The following is a 17,644-nucleotide window of genomic DNA, read 5'->3' on the forward strand; positions in this document are numbered from 1 at the left end:
GCGGGTGGAGGCCGGGCAGACCGTCGACATCGGCGCGGGCACCTACGCCGAGCGGGTGACGGTGGCCCGTTCCGGCACCCCCGACCAGCCGATCACCATCCGCAACACCGCCGACAGCGCCGCCGCCATCAGCGGGCCGACGGCCGGCGTCGTCATCGACGGTCAGCACGACATCGTGTTGCAGGACCTCTGGGTCATGAAGCTCGCCGACCTGCCCGCTGTCGATCTGCGCGATGCCGCCGGCATCACCGTGCAGGGCGGTGTCTTCAGCATGTCCGATGCGTCAACGGCCCCGCTCGCGCGGCTCGCCGGTGTCACCCGGTCGACCCTGACCGGATTCCGGGCCAGTGGCGCCGCGGTGGTGGACGGATTGATCCTCGATGACGCGACGACCGACGTCGAGGTCCGCTCGGTGATCGTGTCCAGCCCACCGGTCTACGGCCGCCACGAGAACAGTGTCGGGATCCGCGTGGACGGGCCGGGCAACAGGCTGGTGAACAACGTCGTCAACGGCTTCAGCGGCGCCGGTGTCGCCCTCGGCCCGGAAGCGGCCGATACGGTCGTGGTGAACACCCAGATGACCGCGGGTGGCGGCTTCGGCATCCACAACCACGGCGCGCTCCGCACCGCGATCACCAACAACACCGTGCAGAGCCGCTGCCGCGACGGGATCCGCGTCGACGGCGCGTCGACCGGCACCTCGATCCAGAACAACATGCTGATGACCAACGGGTCGAACCGAAACAGCTACTGCGACAAGACCGACGGCTGGGGCGCAGAGATCGCCCTTTTCGACGACTCCGGCAAACGGGTGACGGTCGACTACAACAACACCATGCACCTCTACGATCCGGCGTTCTACTCCTGGAACGGGCTCGGGATGATGCTGGTCGCGTTCCGCGACACCTCAGGCCAGGCCAAGCACGACAAGGAGGTGTCTGACTACCGCGACCGCGAGGACTCCGCCAACTCCGCGGCACCCGGCTATCTGACCACCGACCGCATCGGGGCCGGCCGGGCGGACAACCCGGCTGTGCCGAACACCGGCGCCGGCCCGGTCACCTACGCCGACCGTGGTGCCTTCGAAACCCTCGGCTCGCCGACCGCCGCGCTCGACATCGCGCTGGACCTGGGCGCCTCATCGGTCACGCTGGACGCGTCGGCGTCAACGCCCGGTTTCGTTCCGCTCACCACCTACGTGTTCGACTTCGGCGACGGCACGGTGGTGACCCAGGCCAAGCCGGTCGCCTCACACACCTATGCGCGGGCAGGCAACTACGAGGTGACGATCAAGGTGTCCGGCAGCGATCAGCGGGTGGCAACCGTGGTCAGGCCCGTCGGCGTGCTGCCGCGTACCGGCACGGTCGGTCTGCTGGCGCTGCAGAACCTGCGCTATACGTCTGCGGCACAGGCCGGCGCGAGCGCGCAGGCGGACCAGCCCGCGCTGGGCGCCGACGGACAGTTCGATCTGGCGGACGCGGGGAACGGCCAGGTCGCCCTGCTGTCCCGGGCCACCAACCGTTACCTCTCGGTCAGCGCGACGGTTCTGGCGGTCAGCACTGCGGTCGGGCCGAACGAGACGTTCGTCCTGCTCCGCAACACCGACGGCACGATCAGCCTGAAGGCGACCGTCAACAGCCGCTACGTCGGCGTGTCGTCGACCGTCGAACTGACCGCCATCGCTCCCGGCATCACCAACGCCGAAAAGTTCTACCGGGTCAACGTGGCCGACGCGAACCGCACCCTCAAGGCCACCGTCAACGGCAGGTACGTCAGCGCGGAGAGCGCCGGAGCGAAGCCGCTGATCGCCAACCGGGCCACCGCCGGCCCGTGGGAGACGTTCGACCTGGCCGACCTCGGCTCGGGTCAGGTGGGCGTCTTCGCGCACGCCAACAACCGCTTCGTGTGCGCGGACAACGTCGGGCTCAACCCGCTGATCGCCAACCGCACCAGCGCCGGGGCGTGGGAAAAGTTCACCGTGACCCGCAACGCCGACGGCACCACCAGCCTCAAGGCGACGATCAACAGCCGCTACGTCAGCGCCGACAACGTCGGCACCAACCCGCTCATCGCGAACCGCGCCACGATCGGCCTCTGGGAGAAGTTCACCCTGGCCGGCTGACCCGGTTCCCGACGCACGACGCCCGCCCGGCCCGAGCCGGGCGGGCGTCGCCGTTCAGCGTTCCAGGATCGCGGTCACACCCTGACCGCCGGCCGCGCAGATGGAGATCAGGCCGCGCCCGCTCCCCTTCGCGTCGAGCAGCTTGGCCAGGGTGGCGACGATCCGGCCGCCGGTGGCCGCGAACGGGTGCCCGGCGGCCAGGGACGAGCCGTTGACGTTGAGCTTGCCCCGGTCGATCGACCCGAGCGGCGCGTCCAGGCCCAGCCGCTCCGCGCAGAACTCCGGCGACTCCCAGGCCGCCAGCGTGGCCAGCACCTGCGAGGCGAACGCCTCGTGGATCTCGTAGAAGTCGAAGTCCTGGAGCTTGAGCCCGGCCCGGGCCAGCATCCGGGGTACCGCGTAGGCGGGTGCCATCAACAGCCCCTCGTCACCGTGCACGAAGTCGACGGCGGCCGTCTCGGACCAGGAGAACCAGGCCAGCACCGGCAGGCTGTGCTCCCGGGCCCACTCCTCGGAGGCGAGCAGCACGGTCGACGCGCCGTCGGTGAGCGGCGAGGAGTTGCCGGCGGTCATGGTGGCCCGCTCGGCGTCCGGCCCCTTCGTGCCGAAGACCGGCTTCAGCGAGCCGAGCTTCTCCGGCGAGGTGTCCGGCCGGAGGTTCTGGTCGCGGGTCAGCCCGAGGTAGGGGGTCATCAGGTCGTCGAAGAACCCCTTGTCGTACGCGGCGGCGAGCCGCTGGTGCGAGCGGAGCGCCAACTCGTCCTGGGCCGCCCGGTCGACGTTCCAGCGCAGCGCGGTCACCGCCGCGTGGTCGCCCATCGACAGCCCGGTGCGCGGCTCGGCGTTGCGCGGGATCTCCGGCTTGAACGGCTGGAGCGGGCGCAGCTTCGCCGCCACCTTGAGTCGTGCGCCGAGGGTCCGGGCGGAGTTGAGCTGGATCAGCGTGCGACGCATGTCCTCGTTGACGGCCAGCGGCGCGTCCGAGGTGGTGTCCACGCCACCGGCGATGCCCACCTCGATCTGCCCGAGGGCGATCTTGTTGGCGACCAGGATGGCGGCCTCCAGCCCGGTGCCGCAGGCCTGCTGGATGTCGTACGCCGGGGTGTGCGGGTCGAGTCGGGAGCCGAGCACCACCTCGCGGGTGAGGTTGAAGTCGCGCGAGTGCTTGAGCACTGCGCCGGCCACCACCTCGCCGACCCGCTGGCCGGCCAGCCCGAACCGGGCGACCAGCCCGTCGAGCGCCGCGCCGAGCATGTCCGCGTTGGACGCGTGCGCGTAGCGCGAGTTGGACCGGGCGAAGGGGATGCGGTTGCCGCCGATGACCGCGACCCGCCGGACACTCTGCACGATCAGCCTCCTGGTAGCTGTTGCCCGAACCCTACTCGCCAGTAGGCTACGCCTATGACCGACAGGTACGCGAGCTTCGTCCAGACGGGGGCCGGTCGCGCGCTGGTCAAGCGCCTTGGCCTGCCCGACCCGCCCCGACTGCGCCGGCACACGCCGGGCGACCCGCTCGTCCCCGGGCCGGTCCTGCTCGGCGCGTCGTCCGGCGGCCGGCTGGCCGAGCCGGCCGGCAAGATCCTGACCGCCGCCGGGGTCGAGCTGGCCGATCCGGCGACCGCGACCGGCGACAGCCGCTTCGCGGCCCTGGTGTACGACGCCAGCGGCGTCGCCGACTCGACCGGGCTGCGCCAGCTCTACGACTTCTTCCACCCGCAGGCCCGTTCGTTGCTGCCCAGCGGCCGGGTGATCGTGCTGGGCACGCCGCCGGTCGAGTGCGGCTCGCCCCGGGAGGCGACCGCCCAGCGCGCCCTGGAAGGGCTGACCCGCAGCATCGGCAAGGAGTTCGGCCGGGGCGTCACCGCCCAACTCGTGTACGTCACCCGGGACGGGGACGCCGGCACCCCGGTGAGCCTGGAGTCCACCCTGCGCTTCCTGCTCTCCGGCCGCTCCGCGTACGTCTCGGGCCAGGTCGTTCGGGTCGGCGCCGGCACCGCCGTCGCGCCGGCCGACTGGGACCGCCCGCTGGACGGCCAGGTGGTGCTGGTGACCGGCGCGGCCCGCGGCATCGGCGCGGCGCTGGCCAAGGTGCTGGCCCGCGACGGCGCCCAGGTGGTGGCGCTGGACATCCCGGCGGCCGGCGACGAGCTGGCAACGGTGGCCAACGAGATCGGCGGCAGCGCGGTGCAGCTCGACCTGACCGCGCCGGACGCGCCGACCCGGCTCGCCGAGCACCTGGCGTCCCGGCACGGCCGGGTCGACGTGGTGGTGCACAACGCCGGCATCACCCGGGACAAGACGCTCGGCCGGATGGACGCCGACCGGTGGGACTCGGTGATCGACGTCAACCTGTCCAGCCAGGAACGGATCAACGACGTGCTGCTGGAACGCGACCTGATCCCGGCCGGCGGGCGGATCGTCTCGGTCTCCTCGATCGCCGGGATCGCCGGCAACCGGGGGCAGACCAACTACGCGACCAGCAAGGCCGGCGTGATCGGCCTGGTCGACTCGCTGTCCCCGGTGCTGCGCGAGCGCGGGATCAGCCTGAACGCGGTCGCGCCCGGCTTCATCGAGACCCGGCTGACCGCGCGCATCCCGCTGACGCTGCGCGAGGCGGGCCGGCGGATGAACAGCATGGCCCAGGGCGGCCTGCCGGTGGACGTGGCCGAGACGATCGGCTGGCTCTCCTGGCCGGCGTCCGGCGCGGTCAGCGGCAACGTGGTCCGGGTCTGCGGCCAGAGCCTGCTGGGGGCGTGATGGCGCGGCGCAAGCAGCGGCCGGAGGAGCCGGCCGAGGAGCTGTCGGTGCACGACCTGATCGAGGGCCCCACCCAGGACCTCACCTCGGCCCGGGCGGCGCTGGCCGCGCGCGGCACGCCGCCGGTCGAGGCGACCCAGGACCTGACCGCGCTGGCCGACGAACTCGGCCGACACCCGTCCGCCCCGGTGGACGACCGCACCCAGAACCTGACCGCGGCGGCCGACCGGCTAGGCCCGGACCGGTCCGGCCCAGCCGACGACCGCACCCAGAACCTGACCCACGCCGCGGCGGCGGCCGCGCCGACCCCACCCCGTTCCGTCGATCATGAAGTTGACGGCACTTCTGGAGATCCACAAGACCGCCAACCTCATGATCGACGCGGTGTGGGGGTGGACGGGCGCGCGCGTGTCGAGTTGGGGCGGCTGCCGGCGGCGGGGGCGCTCTACCGGCGGGCGCTGGTGGGGGCGCTGCCGGGGACCGGACGGGGGCGGGGGCGGGAGCTGCCCGCCGTGGAGCTGGGCGTCGCGGGAGTGACGGTGGAGCCGGCGCACCTGGCCGACTACGACCGGGTCTGCGGGTTCCGGCTGGCCGACCGGCTGCCGGCGACCTACCTGCACGTGCTCGGGTTCCCGCTGTCGCTGCGGCTGATGACCGCCGCCGACTTCCCCATCCCGCTCACCGGCGTGGTGCACGTGGCCAACCGGATCACCGTGCACCGGCCGGTCCAGGTCGGCGAGAGCGTGGACTTCCGCACGTACGCGGAGAACCTGCGCCCGCACGACCGGGGTCGGCAGCTCGACGTGGTGCTGGTCGGCTCGGTCGGCGGCGAGGAGGTGTGGCGGGGCGTGTCGACGTACCTCGGGAAGGAGCGCGCGGCGGGCGGCGGCGCGGGGCGCGACCGGGGTGACCGGCCCGCGCCGCCTGCGGCTTCCGCCCGGTGGCGGGTGACGCCGCGCGTCGGTACGGACTACGCGCGCGTCTCCGGCGACCACAACCCGATCCACACCTCCAAGCTGGGCGCGCGGCTGTTCGGCTTCCCGCGCCCGATCGCGCACGGCATGTGGAGCAAGGCCCGCTGCCTGGCCGCGCTGGAGAGCCGGCTGCCGGACGCGTACACCGTGGACGTGGCGTTCAAGCTGCCGGTGTCGTTGCCGTCCACGGTGTCCTTCAGCGCCGTGACCTCGGGCGACGGCTGGGACTTCGCGCTGCACGGCGGCCGGGACGGCAGGCCGCATCTGGTCGGCACCATCCGCTGAGGAAAGTGGGGGCTTGGCGTCCCCGCTTTCGTGCGCTAAGTTGTTCTCAGATTGAGTTGTTCTCAAGATGAGAGGATTGGTGCCGTGAACGAGCAGGACTTCCTCGCCGGATACGACCCCCGGGACTACCCGGCGGTCGCCGTCACCGTCGACGTGGTGGCGCTGACCATCCGCGAGGGCGCACTGCACCTGCTGCTGATCCGTCGCGGCGCGCCGCCGTACGAGGGGCACTGGGCGCTGCCCGGCGGCTTCATCCGCCCGGACGAGGACCTGCTGGCCGGCGCCCGACGCGAGCTGGCCGAGGAGACCGGGCTCGGCGGCGAGCGGCTGGACCGGGTGCACCTCGAACAGCTCGGCAGCTACGGCGCCCCCGACCGGGACCCCCGCATGCGGGTGGTGTCCATCGCCCACCTGGCGTTCGCCCCCGACCTGCCCGACCCGGTCGCCGACACCGACGCCGCCGACGCGATCTGGCTGCCGGTCACCGCGCTGCCCAACCGGCAGCTCGCCTTCGACCACGGCCGGATCATCGACGACGGGCTGGAGCGGGCCCGCTCCAAATTGGAGTACACGCCGCTGGCCACCCGGTTCCTCGCCCCCGAGTTCACCGTCACCGAGCTGCGCGCCGTCTACGAGACGGTCTGGGGCGAACCGCTGCACGCCGGCAACTTCCACCGCAAGGTGCTCTCCGTGCCCGGCTTCGTGGAGAGCACCGGCGCCAGCACCGAACGCGGCGGCCCCCGGGGCGGCCCGCGCGCCAGGCTCTACCGCCCCGGCACCGCCCGCCTCCTCCACCCCGCCCTGCTGCGGTCATGAGGGTTAAGGAGGGGCCCCCGCTTAACGCTTCCGGTAGAGGCGGGGGCCCCGCTTATCACCGGCAGCTCAAGGCGCCGCGGCACCCGAGCGACAACGACCTGATGGGGCGAGAGGCGCGGGCTCTCCGGCGGATCGCGGAGCGCGGGGATCCGCGCCACCTGGCGTACGTGCCTCGGCTGGTCGAGTCCTACCCGGTGCGTGACCCGGCGACCGGTGCGCAACTGCTGGTCAACGTGCTGGAGACCGTACCCGGGCTGCACAGCCTCGACGACGTGCGCCGCGCGTACCCGACGGGGGTCGACCCGCGCGACGCGGCCTGGATGTGGCGGCGGCTGCTGGTCGCGCTCGGCCTGGCCCACCGGGCCGGCGTGGTGCACGGCGCGGTGCTGCCCCGCAACGTGCTGATCGAACCGGACGCGCACGGGCTGGTGCTCGTCGACTGGTGCTTCTCCGCCGAGCCGGGCGGGCTGGTGCCGGCGCTGGTCACCGACCTGGCCGACTGGTATCCCCCGGAGGTCACCGCCAAGCGGCCCTGCGGCCCGGGAACCGACATCGCGATGGCCGCGGGCTGCCTGATCTGGCTGATGGGCGACCGCGCGCCCCGCGAGCTGCGCGCCTTCGCCGACGGCTGCCGGCAACCCGCGCTGTCCGCCCGCCCCGACGACGCGTGGCGGCTGCTGCGCGAACTCGACGAGGTGCTGGACCGGCTCTACGGGCCGCGCACCTTCCGACCCTTCACCCTCAACCCCTAGGGAGGCTGCCATGGGCAGCGGAATCTGGTCCACCGACGTGTACGACGCCGCCGACCGCTACCGGCGCCGCACCGGCAGGAGTGCGTTCTCCTACAGCGACAGCGGGGCCCGCACCGTGCACCCCGCGCTCGACCCGCGCGACGCGACGCGGGAGAGCCGCGACTCCGCCGAACACCCGCAGTCCACGCCGATCGCGGTGCTCTTCGACGTCACCGGCTCGATGGGCCACGTGCCCCGGGTGCTGCAGCGCAAGCTGCCGCAACTGCTCGGCCTGCTGCAGCGCCAGGGGTACGCCCGCGACCCGCAGGTCATGTTCGGCGCGATCGGCGACGCCACCTGCGACCGGGTGCCGTTGCAGATCGGGCAGTTCGAGTCCGACAACCGGATGGACGACGACCTCGGCCGGATCGTGCTCGAAGGCGGCGGAGGCGGGCAGATGATGGAGTCGTACGAGCTGGCGCTGCACTTCATGGCCCGGCACACGGTCACCGACAGTTGGACGAAGCGGGGCCGGCGCGGCTACCTGTTCGTCATCGGCGACGAGCTGGCGTACCCCCGGTTGAAGGCCCGCGAGGTGGCCCGGCTGATCGGCGGCGCCCCGGTCGAGGACCTGCCGATCCGGCAGGTCGTGGACGAGGTGACCGCCCGCTGGGACACCTACTACCTGCTCCCCGCCGGCAGCCACTACGCCGGCAACCGCAAGGTGCTCGACTTCTGGCGCGGCCTGCTCGGGCAGAACGCGGTCGAGCTGGACGATCTGGACGCGGTCTGCGAGACCATCGCGCTCACCGTCGGCCTCGGCGAACAGGCCATCGACCTGAACGCCGGCCTGGACGACCTGGACCGGGCCGGCTCGACCGCCACCCGTACCGTCTCCCGGGCGCTCGCCGGGCTCGGCGGCGGCCGGCGGGCGGTGGCGGCGCTGCCGTTCACCCCCACCGACGACGGCGGGAGCGGGGTCACCCGGCTGTGAACCACGTGATGGTGGTCGACCTCGGCTACGGCGACGCCGGCAAGGGCACGGTCGTCGACGCGCTCTGCGCCACCCGGCCGGTGCACACGGTGGTGCGTTTCAACGGGGGCGCGCAGGCGGCGCACAACGTCGTCCTGCGCGACGGGCGGGCGCACACGTTCGCGCAGTTCGGGGCCGGCACGTTCCGCCCCGGCGTGCGGACCCACCTGGCACGGCACGTGGTGGTGGACCCGCTGGCGCTGGCCGCCGAGGCCGACCACCTCGCGTCGGTCGGGGTGCCCGACGCACTCGACCGGCTGACCGTGGACTCCGAGGCGCTGCTGGCCACCCCGTACCACCGGGCCGCCAACCGGGCCCGGGAGACCGCCCGGGGAGCCGACCGGCACGGCTCCTGCGGGCTGGGGGTGGGCGAGGCCGTCGCGTACGGCCTCGCCCACCCCGACGAGGCGCCCCGGGTGGCCGACTGCCACGAACCGGCGGTGCTGCGCCGCCGGCTGACCGCGCTGCGCGACCGGCTCACCGCCGAACTCGGGCCGCTGGACGCGCCGCCGGTCGCCGACTGCCTGCCGGCGTTCGCGGCGTTCGCCGACCGGGTGGCGATCGTCGACCGGAGCTGGCTGGCCGGGGCGCTACGCGCGGGCACCTGCGTCTTCGAGGGCGCGCAGGGGGTGCTGCTGGACGAGTGGCACGGCTTTCACCCGTACACCACGTGGAGCACCACGACGTTCGCCAACGCCGAGACGCTGCTCGCCGAGGCGGGGATGGCCGGCACCGCCCAGCGGCTCGGCGTGCTGCGGGTGACCACCACCCGGCACGGCCCCGGGCCCCTGGTCACCGAGGACCCGGCGCTGCCGTTCAGCGACCCGCGCAACCCCGCCAACCCCTGGCAGGGCGGTTTCCGGTTCGGGCACTTCGACGCGGTGGCCCACCGGTACGCGCTGGAGGTGGCCGGCGGGGTGGACGGGCTGGCGCTCACCCACCTCGACCTGGCCGGGCCTCACTTGCGCATGTGCCGGCGCTACGCGGACGGGCTGGACCGGATCGTGCCGGGTCCTCCCGGGGATTTGGCGCGGCAGGAGGCGCTGACGGGGCGGCTCATGCTCGCCCGGCCGGTGTTGGAGTCGGTGCCGGGAGGCTGGGTGGCGGCGGTCGAGGGGGCGCTGGGCGCGCCCGTGCTGCTCACCTCGCGCGGGCCCACGGTGGAGGAGAAGGAGGGGCCCCTTGTTAACGCATTTTGTATAGGAAGGGCCCCCGCTTAACACCCCAGCGTCGAGCATGGGGGCATGGGGGACGTGCTCGACCTGCTGCATCAGACGGTGACCTCACCGTGGGTGTACCTGGTGATCATCGCGGTCACCGCCGTCGACGCGTTCTTCCCGGCGGTGCCCGGCGAGACCGTGGTGATCACCGCCGGGGTCTTCGCGGCGAGCGGGGAGCCGAACCTGGTGGCGGTGATCGTGACCGCCGCGCTCGGCGCGCTGCTCGGCGACCACGTCTCGTACGCCATCGGGCGCGGCGGCGGCGCGCACCGGCTGGCCCGGCTGCCCGCCGACAGCCGACGGCGGGCGAGTTCCGACTGGGCCCGCCGGGCGGTCGACCGGCGGGGCGGGATGATCCTGACCACCGCCCGCTACGTCCCCGGCGGCCGGACCGCGGTCACGCTCACCATGGGCGCGGTGCGTTACCCGGTGCGCTCGTTCCTGCTCTACGACGCGCTGGCGTGCGGCACCTGGGGTATCTACTGCGGGCTGCTCGGCTACTTCGGCGGCCTGGCCTTCGAGCACAATCCGATCACCGGCCTGCTCGCCGGCGTGGGCATCTCGCTGGCGGTCACCGGGCTGTTCGAGGCCGCCCGCTGGGCTCGTCGCCGGGCGCGTTCCCGGGCCGCCGCGCGGCGCGGGTGTTAAGCGGGGCCCCCGCCTATACCGAAAGCGTTAAGAGGGGCCCCCTCCTTACACCGCGCCGGGGTGCCAGGTGACGCCGCGCAGGAGCTGGTCGGCACCGAGCCAGGCCACGTTCATCATCCGGGTGGCGGTCTTCTCCGCGTCCGCCTCGGGGTGGTCGGCCAGCCAGTCGGCGAGCGACTCGGACGCGCCGACCAGCGCGTACGCGACCACCTCCAGGTCGGTGGCGCCGACCTCGCGCCCGGAGGCGCGCAGCGCGTGGTCGAGCATCCCGGCGACCACCTCGACCAGTCGGCCGCGCATGGTGGCGAGTTCGGCGGCGAACGGCTGGGAGCCGCGCGCCTGCCGATAGAGCACCGCCCAGCCGTCGCGGTGTGCGCCGACGAAGCCGAAGAACGCGCGCAGCCCGCGCCAGAGCCGCTCGTCGGCGGGCAGGTCGGGGGCGGCGGCCCCGGCGATGGCCTCCATCATCCGGGTGCCCTCGCGGTGCAGGCAGGCGACGAAGAGTTCTTCCTTGGTGCCGAGGTAGGCGTAGACCATCGGCTTGGAGATGCCGGCGTCGTCGGCGATCTCGTCCATGCTGGCCGCGTGGAACCCGCGCCGGGAGAAGACCTTGACCGCCGCGTCGAGCATCTGCTGCTCGCGTACGGCGCGGGGCAGGCGCTTGAAGGTCGGTGGGCTGGACACTCTTGCGAGCATACCTACTCGTGCGTAGGGTTACGCCAGAGTAACCAAGTCGAGAGGTGCATCCCCCATGACTGACTTCGACCCGGCCAACTTCGCGAACGTCGGCCCGAAGGAGTTCGCGCAGCTGGTGAAGTCCACGCCGGACGACAAGATCGCCGAGATCATGTCCGGCGAGGCGCGCGGCAAGATCCTCAGCGAGGTCTTCAACCGGATGCCCACGCTGTTCCGCGCCGACCGCGCCGGCTCCACCAACGCGGTCATCCACTGGAACATCACCGGCCGTCCGGACGGCGGCACCGACACCTACGAGATCGTCATCGAGAACGGCACCTGCACCGTCTCGGAGACCCCGACCCGGGACCCGAAGCTCAGCCTCACCATGGGCCCGGTCGAGTTCCTGAAGATCGTCTCCGGCGGCGCCAACCCGGTGATGATGTTCATGACCGGCAAGCTGAAGGCCAAGGGCGACCTGGGCCTGGCCGCCAACATCGCCAACCTGTTCGACATCCCCAAGGCCTGACCATGGCCGAGTTCTCGCTCGACCTGAACGAGGAGCAGCGAGACCTTCGCGACTGGGTGCACGGCTTCGCCGCCGAGGTCGTGCGCCCGGCCGCGGCCGAGTGGGACGCCCGGGAGGAGACTCCCTGGCCGGTCATCCAGGAGGCGGCGAAGGTCGGCCTGTACGGGTTCGAGTTCCTCGCCACCTGCTGGGCCGACCCCACCGGCCTCTCCCTGCCGATCGCCAGCGAGGAACTCTTCTGGGGTGACGCCGGCATCGGCCTGAGCATCTTCGGCACCGCCCTCGCGGTCGCCGGGATCTACGGCGCGGGCACCCCGGACCAGCTCGTCGAATGGGTGCCGCAGTGCTTCGGCGACGTCGACCAGCCGGCCGTCGCCGCGTTCTGCACCAGCGAACCGGAGGCCGGCTCCGACGTCGGGTCGATGCGCACCCGCGCCGTCTACGACCAGGCCACCGACGAGTGGGTGCTCAACGGCCAGAAGGCGTACGCCACCAACGGTGGCATCGCCGGGGTGCACGTGGTCACCGCCTCGATCGCACCGGAGCTGGGCTCGCGCGGGCAGGCCGCGTTCGTCGTACCGCCGGGCACGCCCGGTTTGAACGCCACCCGCAAGCTGCGCAAGCTCGGGCTGCGCGCCTCGCACACCGCCGACGTCTTCCTCGACGACGTCCGGGTGCCGGGCCGCTGCCTGCTCGGGGGCAAGGATGCCCTCGACGAGCGGCTGGCGCGGGCCCGCGCCGGGCAGCGCGCCTCCGGCCAGGCGGCGATGCGGACGTTCGAGCTGTCCCGCCCGACCGTCGGCGCGCAGGCGCTCGGGGTGGCCCGTGCCGCCTATGAGTACGCGCTCGACTACGCCAAGGGCCGGGTGCAGTTCGGGCGGCCGATCATCGAGAACCAGGCGGTCGCGTTCGCGCTCGCCGACATGAAGATGGAGATCGACGCGGCCCGGCTGCTGGTCTGGCGGGCCTCCTGGATGGGTCGCAACAACCGGCCGTTCACCGCCGGCGAGGGCTCCATGTCCAAGCTCAAGGCCGGCGAGGTGGCCGTCTCGGTGACCGACCGGGCGGTCCAGCTCCTCGGCGGGGCCGGTTTCCTGCGCGACCACCCGGTCGAGCGGTGGTACCGGGACGCCAAGATCTACACCATCTTCGAGGGCACTTCCGAGATCCAGCGGTTGGTCATCTCCCGGGCCATCTCCGGGATGCAGATCCGCTGATCGCCGGCGGACCCCGACCCGACCCGCGACGGCGCGCCGTGCCGGGCGCACCCCGTCGCGGGTCGGGCCGCCGGTCCGCGACCGGCGGATGTCCGCAGGTTGGGCTGATGATCACGCCGGCTGGGCGGACGGATCGCCCGGATGCATGATCGGGAGATCACGAACGCGAAGGAGGTTGCGCCGTGGACCTGCCGTTCATCGTCGCCACGCTGACCCGACGCGGTCTACTCACCCCGGGTCGCCCGATCCGGGTCGCCTCGCAGCTCAACGCGCTGCGCCGGTGGGGCTGGAGCCTCGCCGGGGAGCTGCGCCAGGCCGCCGCCCGCGATCCCGGCCGGATCGCCGTGACGGACGAGCACGGCGCCGCGTTCACGTACCAGGAACTGTTGGACCGCTCCGAGCGGCTGGCCCGCTCGCTGCGCGCCGGGCTCGGCGTGCAGGCCGGCGACCGGGTCGGCCTGCTCTGCCGCAACCACCACGGGCTGATCGAGGCGATCGTCGCGTCCATGCTGCTCGGCGCGGACGCCGTCCTGGTCAACACCGGCCTCTCCGCGGCGCAGTTGGTCACCGTCGCCGAGGAGCAGGGCCTGCGCGCGCTGGTGCACGACGCCGAGTTCGCCGACCGGGTCCTCGGGCTCCCGGCCGAGCTGCACCGGATCGACGAGCGGCGGCAGGAGGAGCTGATCGCCGGCGCGGTGCCCGGCGACAAGCTGCAACCACCGGAGCGCGACGGCCGGACCATCGTGCTGACCTCCGGCACCACCGGCACGCCCAAGGGCGCCCGCCGCCCCACCCCGCACGGCTTCGGTCCGCTGGTGTCCATCATCGACCGGATCCCGCTGCACGTGCACGACGTCGTGATGATCGCCGCGCCGATCTTCCACACCTGGGGGTACGCCGCGCTCCAGGTCTCGTTCGCGCTGCGCGCCACCGTGGTGCTGCACCGCCGCTTCGACCCGGCCGCCACCCTTGTCGCGCTGGCCGGGCAGCCGTGCGACGCGCTGTTCGCCGTGCCGGTGATGCTGCAACGACTCATGGAGGTCGCGCCGCCGCAGCCCCGGCCGCCGCTCAAGGTGGCCGCGGTCAGCGGCTCCGCGCTGCCGGGCAACCTGGCCACCGCCTTCATGGACCGCTACGGCGACGTGCTCTACAACCTCTACGGCTCGACCGAGGTCTCCTGGGCGTCCATCGCCGGCCCGGCCGAGCTGCGCGCCGCGCCCACCAGCGCCGGCCGCCCGCCGCACGGCACCCGGCTGGAGATCGTGGACGAGGCCGGTCGGCCGGTGCGTACCGGCCAGGTCGGGCGGATCTTCGTCGGCAACGAGATGCTCTTCGAGGGCTACACCTCGGGCGCCGGCCGGGAGAGCCGCGACGGCCTGCTGGACACCGGCGACCTCGGCCGGCTGAACCCGGACGGCCTGCTCTTCGTCGACGGTCGCGCCGACGACATGATCGTCTCGGGCGGGGAGAACGTCTTCCCCTCCGAGGTGGAGGACCTGATCGCCCGGTTGCCGCAGGTCCGCGAGGTGGCGGTGATCGGCGTGCCGGACCCGGAGTACGGGCAGCGGCTGGCCGCGTTCCTGGCGTTGCGTCCCGGCGAGACGCTCGACCCGGAGGCGGTCCGCGAGTACGTCCGGCGCTACCTGGCCCGCTTCTCGGTGCCCCGGGACGTGATCTTCGTCAAGTACCTGCCACGTAACGCCACCGGCAAGGTGCTCGGCCGGGAGTTGCGCCGCTACTTCGGCTGATCGGCTGACCACACAGGACAGACCACGGTGTTACCTTTGCCCCCGTTTCAGTGGGTGAACGGGGAACACACGACCATGGTGCGACTCCGCCGGCGTACCGCGCTCGGCCTCCTCCTCGGCGGCGCGTCCGCCGCCGCGCTCGGCCCGATCGAGCCGGTCCTCGGCGAACACCGCGAGGCTCGGCGACCGGCCCGGCGGCACACCCCGCCGGTGGAGGTCGAGAACCACGCGGCCGGCGAGCCCTGGTGGCCGGCGCGGGGCGGCCGGGCCGCCGACGACCGGCACCGTCAGATCCAGGGGTACGCCTCGACGACGAGCGTGGCCCCCGGTGAGACGGTCGACTTCCACGTCGCGGTCAACCCGGCCGGGCGGTTCCGGGTCACCGTGCACCGCCTCGGCTGGTACGCCGGGGCCGGCGCCCGCACGCTGCTGACCAGCCCCGAGCTGCGCGGCGAGCCGTGGCCGGTGCCGCCCGCCGACGTCACCACCGGCGCGCTCGACTGCCGGTGGCCGGTGTCCTGGAGCCTGCGCGTGCCGGAGGACTGGGTCTCCGGCCTCCACGTGGCGGTCTTCACCTCCGCCGACGGCTGGCGGTCGTGCACGCCGTTCGTGGTGCGCGACGACCGGCGGGCCGCCGCGCTGTGCGTGGTGCTGCCGGTGACCACCTGGCAGGCCTACAACCAGTGGCCCCGCGACCGGCGGACCGGCATGAGCCTCTACAACGGCTACGCCCCGAACGGACGGCGCGACCCGGCGCTCCGAGCGCGCACGGTCTCCTTCGACCGGCCGTACCCCGGCGCGGGCCTGCCCACCCAGTTCGACCGCGACGAGGACGCGATCCAGTGGCTGGAACGCAACCGCTACGACGTCAGCTACGCCACCAGCTTCGACCTGCACTCCGGCCGGCTCGACCCGGCCCGCCACCGCGGCCTGGTGTTCTGCGGGCACGACGAGTACTGGTCGGTGGAGATGCGCCGGGCGGCGGAGACCGCCCGGTCCGGCGGCACCAGCCTCGCCTTCCTCGGCGCCAACAGCGTCTACTGGCACGTCCGCCTGCCGCACGCCGCCGACGGCCGCCCCGAACGCCTCGTCGCCTGCGCCAAGGACTGGTCCGACCCGTCCGAGGTCGTCACCGGCGCGACCGTGCGGTGGCGCGACCTCGACCGGCCCGAGCAGGCGCTGATCGGCGTGCAGTACGACGGCATCGTGCTGACCCCGCAACCGCTCGTGGTGCGCTCCGCCGACCACTGGGTGTGGGCCGGCACCGGGGTGGCCGACGGCGACCGGATCCCTGGCGTGGTCGCCGGCGAGGCGGACCGCCTGGACCGGTCGAGCGAGCGCCCGACCCAGCCGGTGAACGACGTCCTGCTCAGCGCGTCGCCGTACCCGGCGCAGCAGGGCGGCCGGCGGATGCAGGGCACCCACCTCTACGAGACACCCGGCGGCGCGATCGTCTTCGCGACCGGCACGCTCGGCTGGGCCATGGCGTTGAACCGGCGCGGGCACCGCGACCCGCGGATCGAGCGGGCCACCGCCAACGTGCTGGACCGGATGGTCGGCCGGGACCGGATCGCCCCGGCGTAGCCCGGTCGGGCCCTCCGGTCAGCCGGGAATCGTGACCCGGCCGTCCACCGCCGCCGCCGCGATGTCGCTGCGGTGGTGGGCGCCGGCCAGCTCGACGGCGCGTACCAACTCGTAGGCGGCGTCGCGCGCGGCGGCCAGGTCCGGGCCGGTGGCCGTACCGCAGAGGACCCGGCCGCCCGCGGAACGCAACGTGCCGTCGGCGTCCCGGCGGGTGCCGGCCTGGATGATCCCGGCGCGGTCCGCGCCGGTGATCACGTCACCGGTACGCGGGCCCTGCGGGTAGCCCTCGGCCGCGACCACGACGGTGACCGCGGCGCCGTCGCGCCACCGCAGCGGCGGGTGCGCGCCCAGCGTGCCGGTGGCGGCGGCGTGCAACAACCCGGCCAGCGGCGTCTCCAGCAGGGCCAGCACGACCTGGGTCTCCGGGTCGCCGAATCGCGCGTTGAACTCGATCACACGCGGGCCGGCGGGGGTGATCGCCAGGCCCACGTAGAGCAGGCCGGCGAACGGGGTGCCCCGGCGGCGCATCTCGGCCAGCGTCGGGTGCACCACGTCGCGCATCACGTCGTCGACCAGACCCGGCGGGGCCCACGGCAGCGGCGCGTACGCGCCCATGCCGCCGGTGTTCGGCCCGGTGTCCCCGTCGCCGACCCGCTTGAAGTCCTGCGCGGGCAGCAACGGCAGGGCCGCCTCCCCGTCGGTGACCACGAAGAGCGAGACCTCGGGACCGGACAGGTACTCCTCGATCACCACCCGCCCGCAGTCCGCCGCGTGCCGCTCGGCGGCCGCCCGGTCGTCGGTGACCACCACGCCCTTGCCGGCGGCGAGCCCGTCGTCCTTGACCACGTAGGGCGCGCCGAACTCGTCCAGCGCCCGCGCCACATCCGCCGCGTCGGTGCAGGTGTACGCGCGCGCGGTCGGCACGCCGGCGGCCGTCATCACGTCCTTCGCGAACGTCTTCGAGCCCTCCAGCCGGGCCGCCTCCGCACCCGGGCCGAACACCGCGATGCCCTTGGCGCGTACCGCGTCGGCGACGCCCGCCACCAGCGGCGCCTCCGGGCCGACGACCACCAGGTCCGCCGCGACCTCGACGGCGAGCGCGGCCACGGCCGCCGGATCGGTGGGGGTCACCTCCCGCAGCGCGGCGACCGCCGCGATCCCCGGATTGCCCGGAGCCGCGACCAGCGCCTCCACCGCCGGATCCGCACTCAACCCGAGCGCGAGAGCATGCTCCCGCCCGCCACCACCCACCAGAAGAACCCGCACGCCGGGCATCCTACCGACCCCCACCCCCACCCCGTCGAT

The 17,644-nt window shown here is 73.4% G+C and carries 15 protein-coding genes; 12 read left to right on the forward strand and 3 right to left on the reverse strand.

All coding sequences use genetic code 11. From position 1 onward, the window contains the following. Positions 1-61 precede the first annotated feature (61 nt). Positions 62-2,122, forward strand: coding sequence for a PKD domain-containing protein (locus H1D33_RS23205; protein WP_181571146.1), 2,061 nt, complete (start codon positions 62-64; stop codon positions 2,120-2,122). 54 nt (positions 2,123-2,176) lie between these two features. On the opposite strand, the gene H1D33_RS23210 is transcribed toward H1D33_RS23205, so the two are convergent. Beyond that, positions 2,177-3,469 (reverse strand): acetyl-CoA C-acetyltransferase, encoded by a 1,293-nt coding sequence (locus tag H1D33_RS23210; protein ID WP_181571145.1) that lies wholly within the window; start codon positions 3,467-3,469, stop codon positions 2,177-2,179. Positions 3,470-3,523: 54 nt separating this feature from the next. Here H1D33_RS23210 and H1D33_RS23215 point away from each other — a divergent pair, with 54 nt between their 5' ends. The 7 genes from H1D33_RS23215 to H1D33_RS23245 all read left to right on the forward strand — a co-directional run bounded on the left by H1D33_RS23215 (position 3,524) and on the right by H1D33_RS23245 (position 10,586). Beyond that, positions 3,524-4,879 carry a 3-oxoacyl-ACP reductase gene (locus H1D33_RS23215; protein WP_181571144.1) on the forward strand — a complete coding sequence of 452 codons (1,356 nt, stop codon included), beginning with the start codon at positions 3,524-3,526 and terminating at the stop codon, positions 4,877-4,879. A gap of 386 nt (positions 4,880-5,265) precedes the next feature. Continuing rightward, positions 5,266-6,138 carry a MaoC/PaaZ C-terminal domain-containing protein gene (locus H1D33_RS23220; protein WP_307755432.1) on the forward strand — a complete coding sequence of 291 codons (873 nt, stop codon included), beginning with the start codon at positions 5,266-5,268 and terminating at the stop codon, positions 6,136-6,138. A gap of 84 nt (positions 6,139-6,222) precedes the next feature. Beyond that, a complete protein-coding gene (locus H1D33_RS23225; RefSeq protein WP_181571143.1) occupies positions 6,223-6,954 on the forward strand; it encodes an NUDIX hydrolase in 732 nt (243 codons plus the stop codon). A gap of 101 nt (positions 6,955-7,055) precedes the next feature. Continuing rightward, positions 7,056-7,706, forward strand: a complete 651-nt coding sequence (locus H1D33_RS23230) for a BUD32 family EKC/KEOPS complex subunit (protein WP_246411915.1) — start codon at positions 7,056-7,058, stop codon at positions 7,704-7,706. Positions 7,707-7,716: 10 nt separating this feature from the next. Further along, on the forward strand, positions 7,717-8,679 hold the full coding sequence (locus tag H1D33_RS23235) for a hypothetical protein (RefSeq protein ID WP_181571142.1): 963 nt from the start codon (positions 7,717-7,719) through the stop codon (positions 8,677-8,679). After that, a complete protein-coding gene (locus H1D33_RS23240; protein WP_181571141.1) occupies positions 8,676-9,938 on the forward strand; it encodes an adenylosuccinate synthetase in 1,263 nt (420 codons plus the stop codon). The genes H1D33_RS23235 and H1D33_RS23240 overlap by 4 nt, the downstream gene beginning before the upstream one ends. 24 nt (positions 9,939-9,962) lie before the next feature. Next, positions 9,963-10,586 carry a DedA family protein gene (locus H1D33_RS23245; RefSeq protein WP_181571140.1) on the forward strand — a complete coding sequence of 208 codons (624 nt, stop codon included), beginning with the start codon at positions 9,963-9,965 and terminating at the stop codon, positions 10,584-10,586. A gap of 45 nt (positions 10,587-10,631) precedes the next feature. Here the strand turns inward: H1D33_RS23245 and H1D33_RS23250 are convergent, their stop codons facing one another. Next, positions 10,632-11,270: a TetR/AcrR family transcriptional regulator gene (locus H1D33_RS23250; RefSeq protein WP_181571139.1), complete on the reverse strand. Its 639-nt coding sequence runs from the start codon at positions 11,268-11,270 to the stop codon at positions 10,632-10,634. A 67-nt stretch (positions 11,271-11,337) separates the two neighbouring features. Between H1D33_RS23250 and H1D33_RS23255 the strand changes: the two genes are divergently transcribed. The 4 genes from H1D33_RS23255 (at position 11,338) to H1D33_RS23270 (ending at position 16,339) form a co-directional block, all read left to right on the forward strand. Beyond that, positions 11,338-11,790 (forward strand): SCP2 sterol-binding domain-containing protein, encoded by a 453-nt coding sequence (locus tag H1D33_RS23255; RefSeq protein WP_091565780.1) that lies wholly within the window; start codon positions 11,338-11,340, stop codon positions 11,788-11,790. 2 nt (positions 11,791-11,792) lie between these two features. Beyond that, a complete protein-coding gene (locus H1D33_RS23260; protein ID WP_181571138.1) occupies positions 11,793-13,007 on the forward strand; it encodes an acyl-CoA dehydrogenase family protein in 1,215 nt (404 codons plus the stop codon). A 182-nt stretch (positions 13,008-13,189) separates the two neighbouring features. Further along, on the forward strand, positions 13,190-14,755 hold the full coding sequence (locus tag H1D33_RS23265) for an AMP-binding protein (protein WP_181571137.1): 1,566 nt from the start codon (positions 13,190-13,192) through the stop codon (positions 14,753-14,755). A gap of 75 nt (positions 14,756-14,830) precedes the next feature. Further along, positions 14,831-16,339, forward strand: a complete 1,509-nt coding sequence (locus H1D33_RS23270; protein ID WP_181571136.1) for a N,N-dimethylformamidase beta subunit family domain-containing protein — start codon at positions 14,831-14,833, stop codon at positions 16,337-16,339. A gap of 18 nt (positions 16,340-16,357) precedes the next feature. Here the strand turns inward: H1D33_RS23270 and purD are convergent, their stop codons facing one another. Further along, on the reverse strand, positions 16,358-17,605 hold the full coding sequence (purD, locus tag H1D33_RS23275) for a phosphoribosylamine--glycine ligase (protein ID WP_181571135.1): 1,248 nt from the start codon (positions 17,603-17,605) through the stop codon (positions 16,358-16,360). Positions 17,606-17,644 lie beyond the last annotated feature (39 nt).

The organism is Micromonospora ferruginea (assembly GCF_013694245.2).
In the GTDB taxonomy this organism is placed as follows: Bacteria; Actinomycetota; Actinomycetes; order Mycobacteriales; family Micromonosporaceae; genus Micromonospora; species Micromonospora robiginosa.

Coding starts and splice junctions, on each gene's coding strand:
- H1D33_RS23215 (WP_181571144.1), top strand. CDS start 3,524: ATGACCGACAGGTACGCGAGCTTCGTCCAGACGGGGGCCGGTCGCGCG.
- H1D33_RS23230 (WP_246411915.1), top strand. CDS start 7,056: ATGGGGCGAGAGGCGCGGGCTCTCCGGCGGATCGCGGAGCGCGGGGAT.
- H1D33_RS23235 (WP_181571142.1), top strand. CDS start 7,717: ATGGGCAGCGGAATCTGGTCCACCGACGTGTACGACGCCGCCGACCGC.
- H1D33_RS23245 (WP_181571140.1), top strand. CDS start 9,963: ATGGGGGACGTGCTCGACCTGCTGCATCAGACGGTGACCTCACCGTGG.
- H1D33_RS23255 (WP_091565780.1), top strand. CDS start 11,338: ATGACTGACTTCGACCCGGCCAACTTCGCGAACGTCGGCCCGAAGGAG.
- H1D33_RS23260 (WP_181571138.1), top strand. CDS start 11,793: ATGGCCGAGTTCTCGCTCGACCTGAACGAGGAGCAGCGAGACCTTCGC.
- H1D33_RS23270 (WP_181571136.1), top strand. CDS start 14,831: ATGGTGCGACTCCGCCGGCGTACCGCGCTCGGCCTCCTCCTCGGCGGC.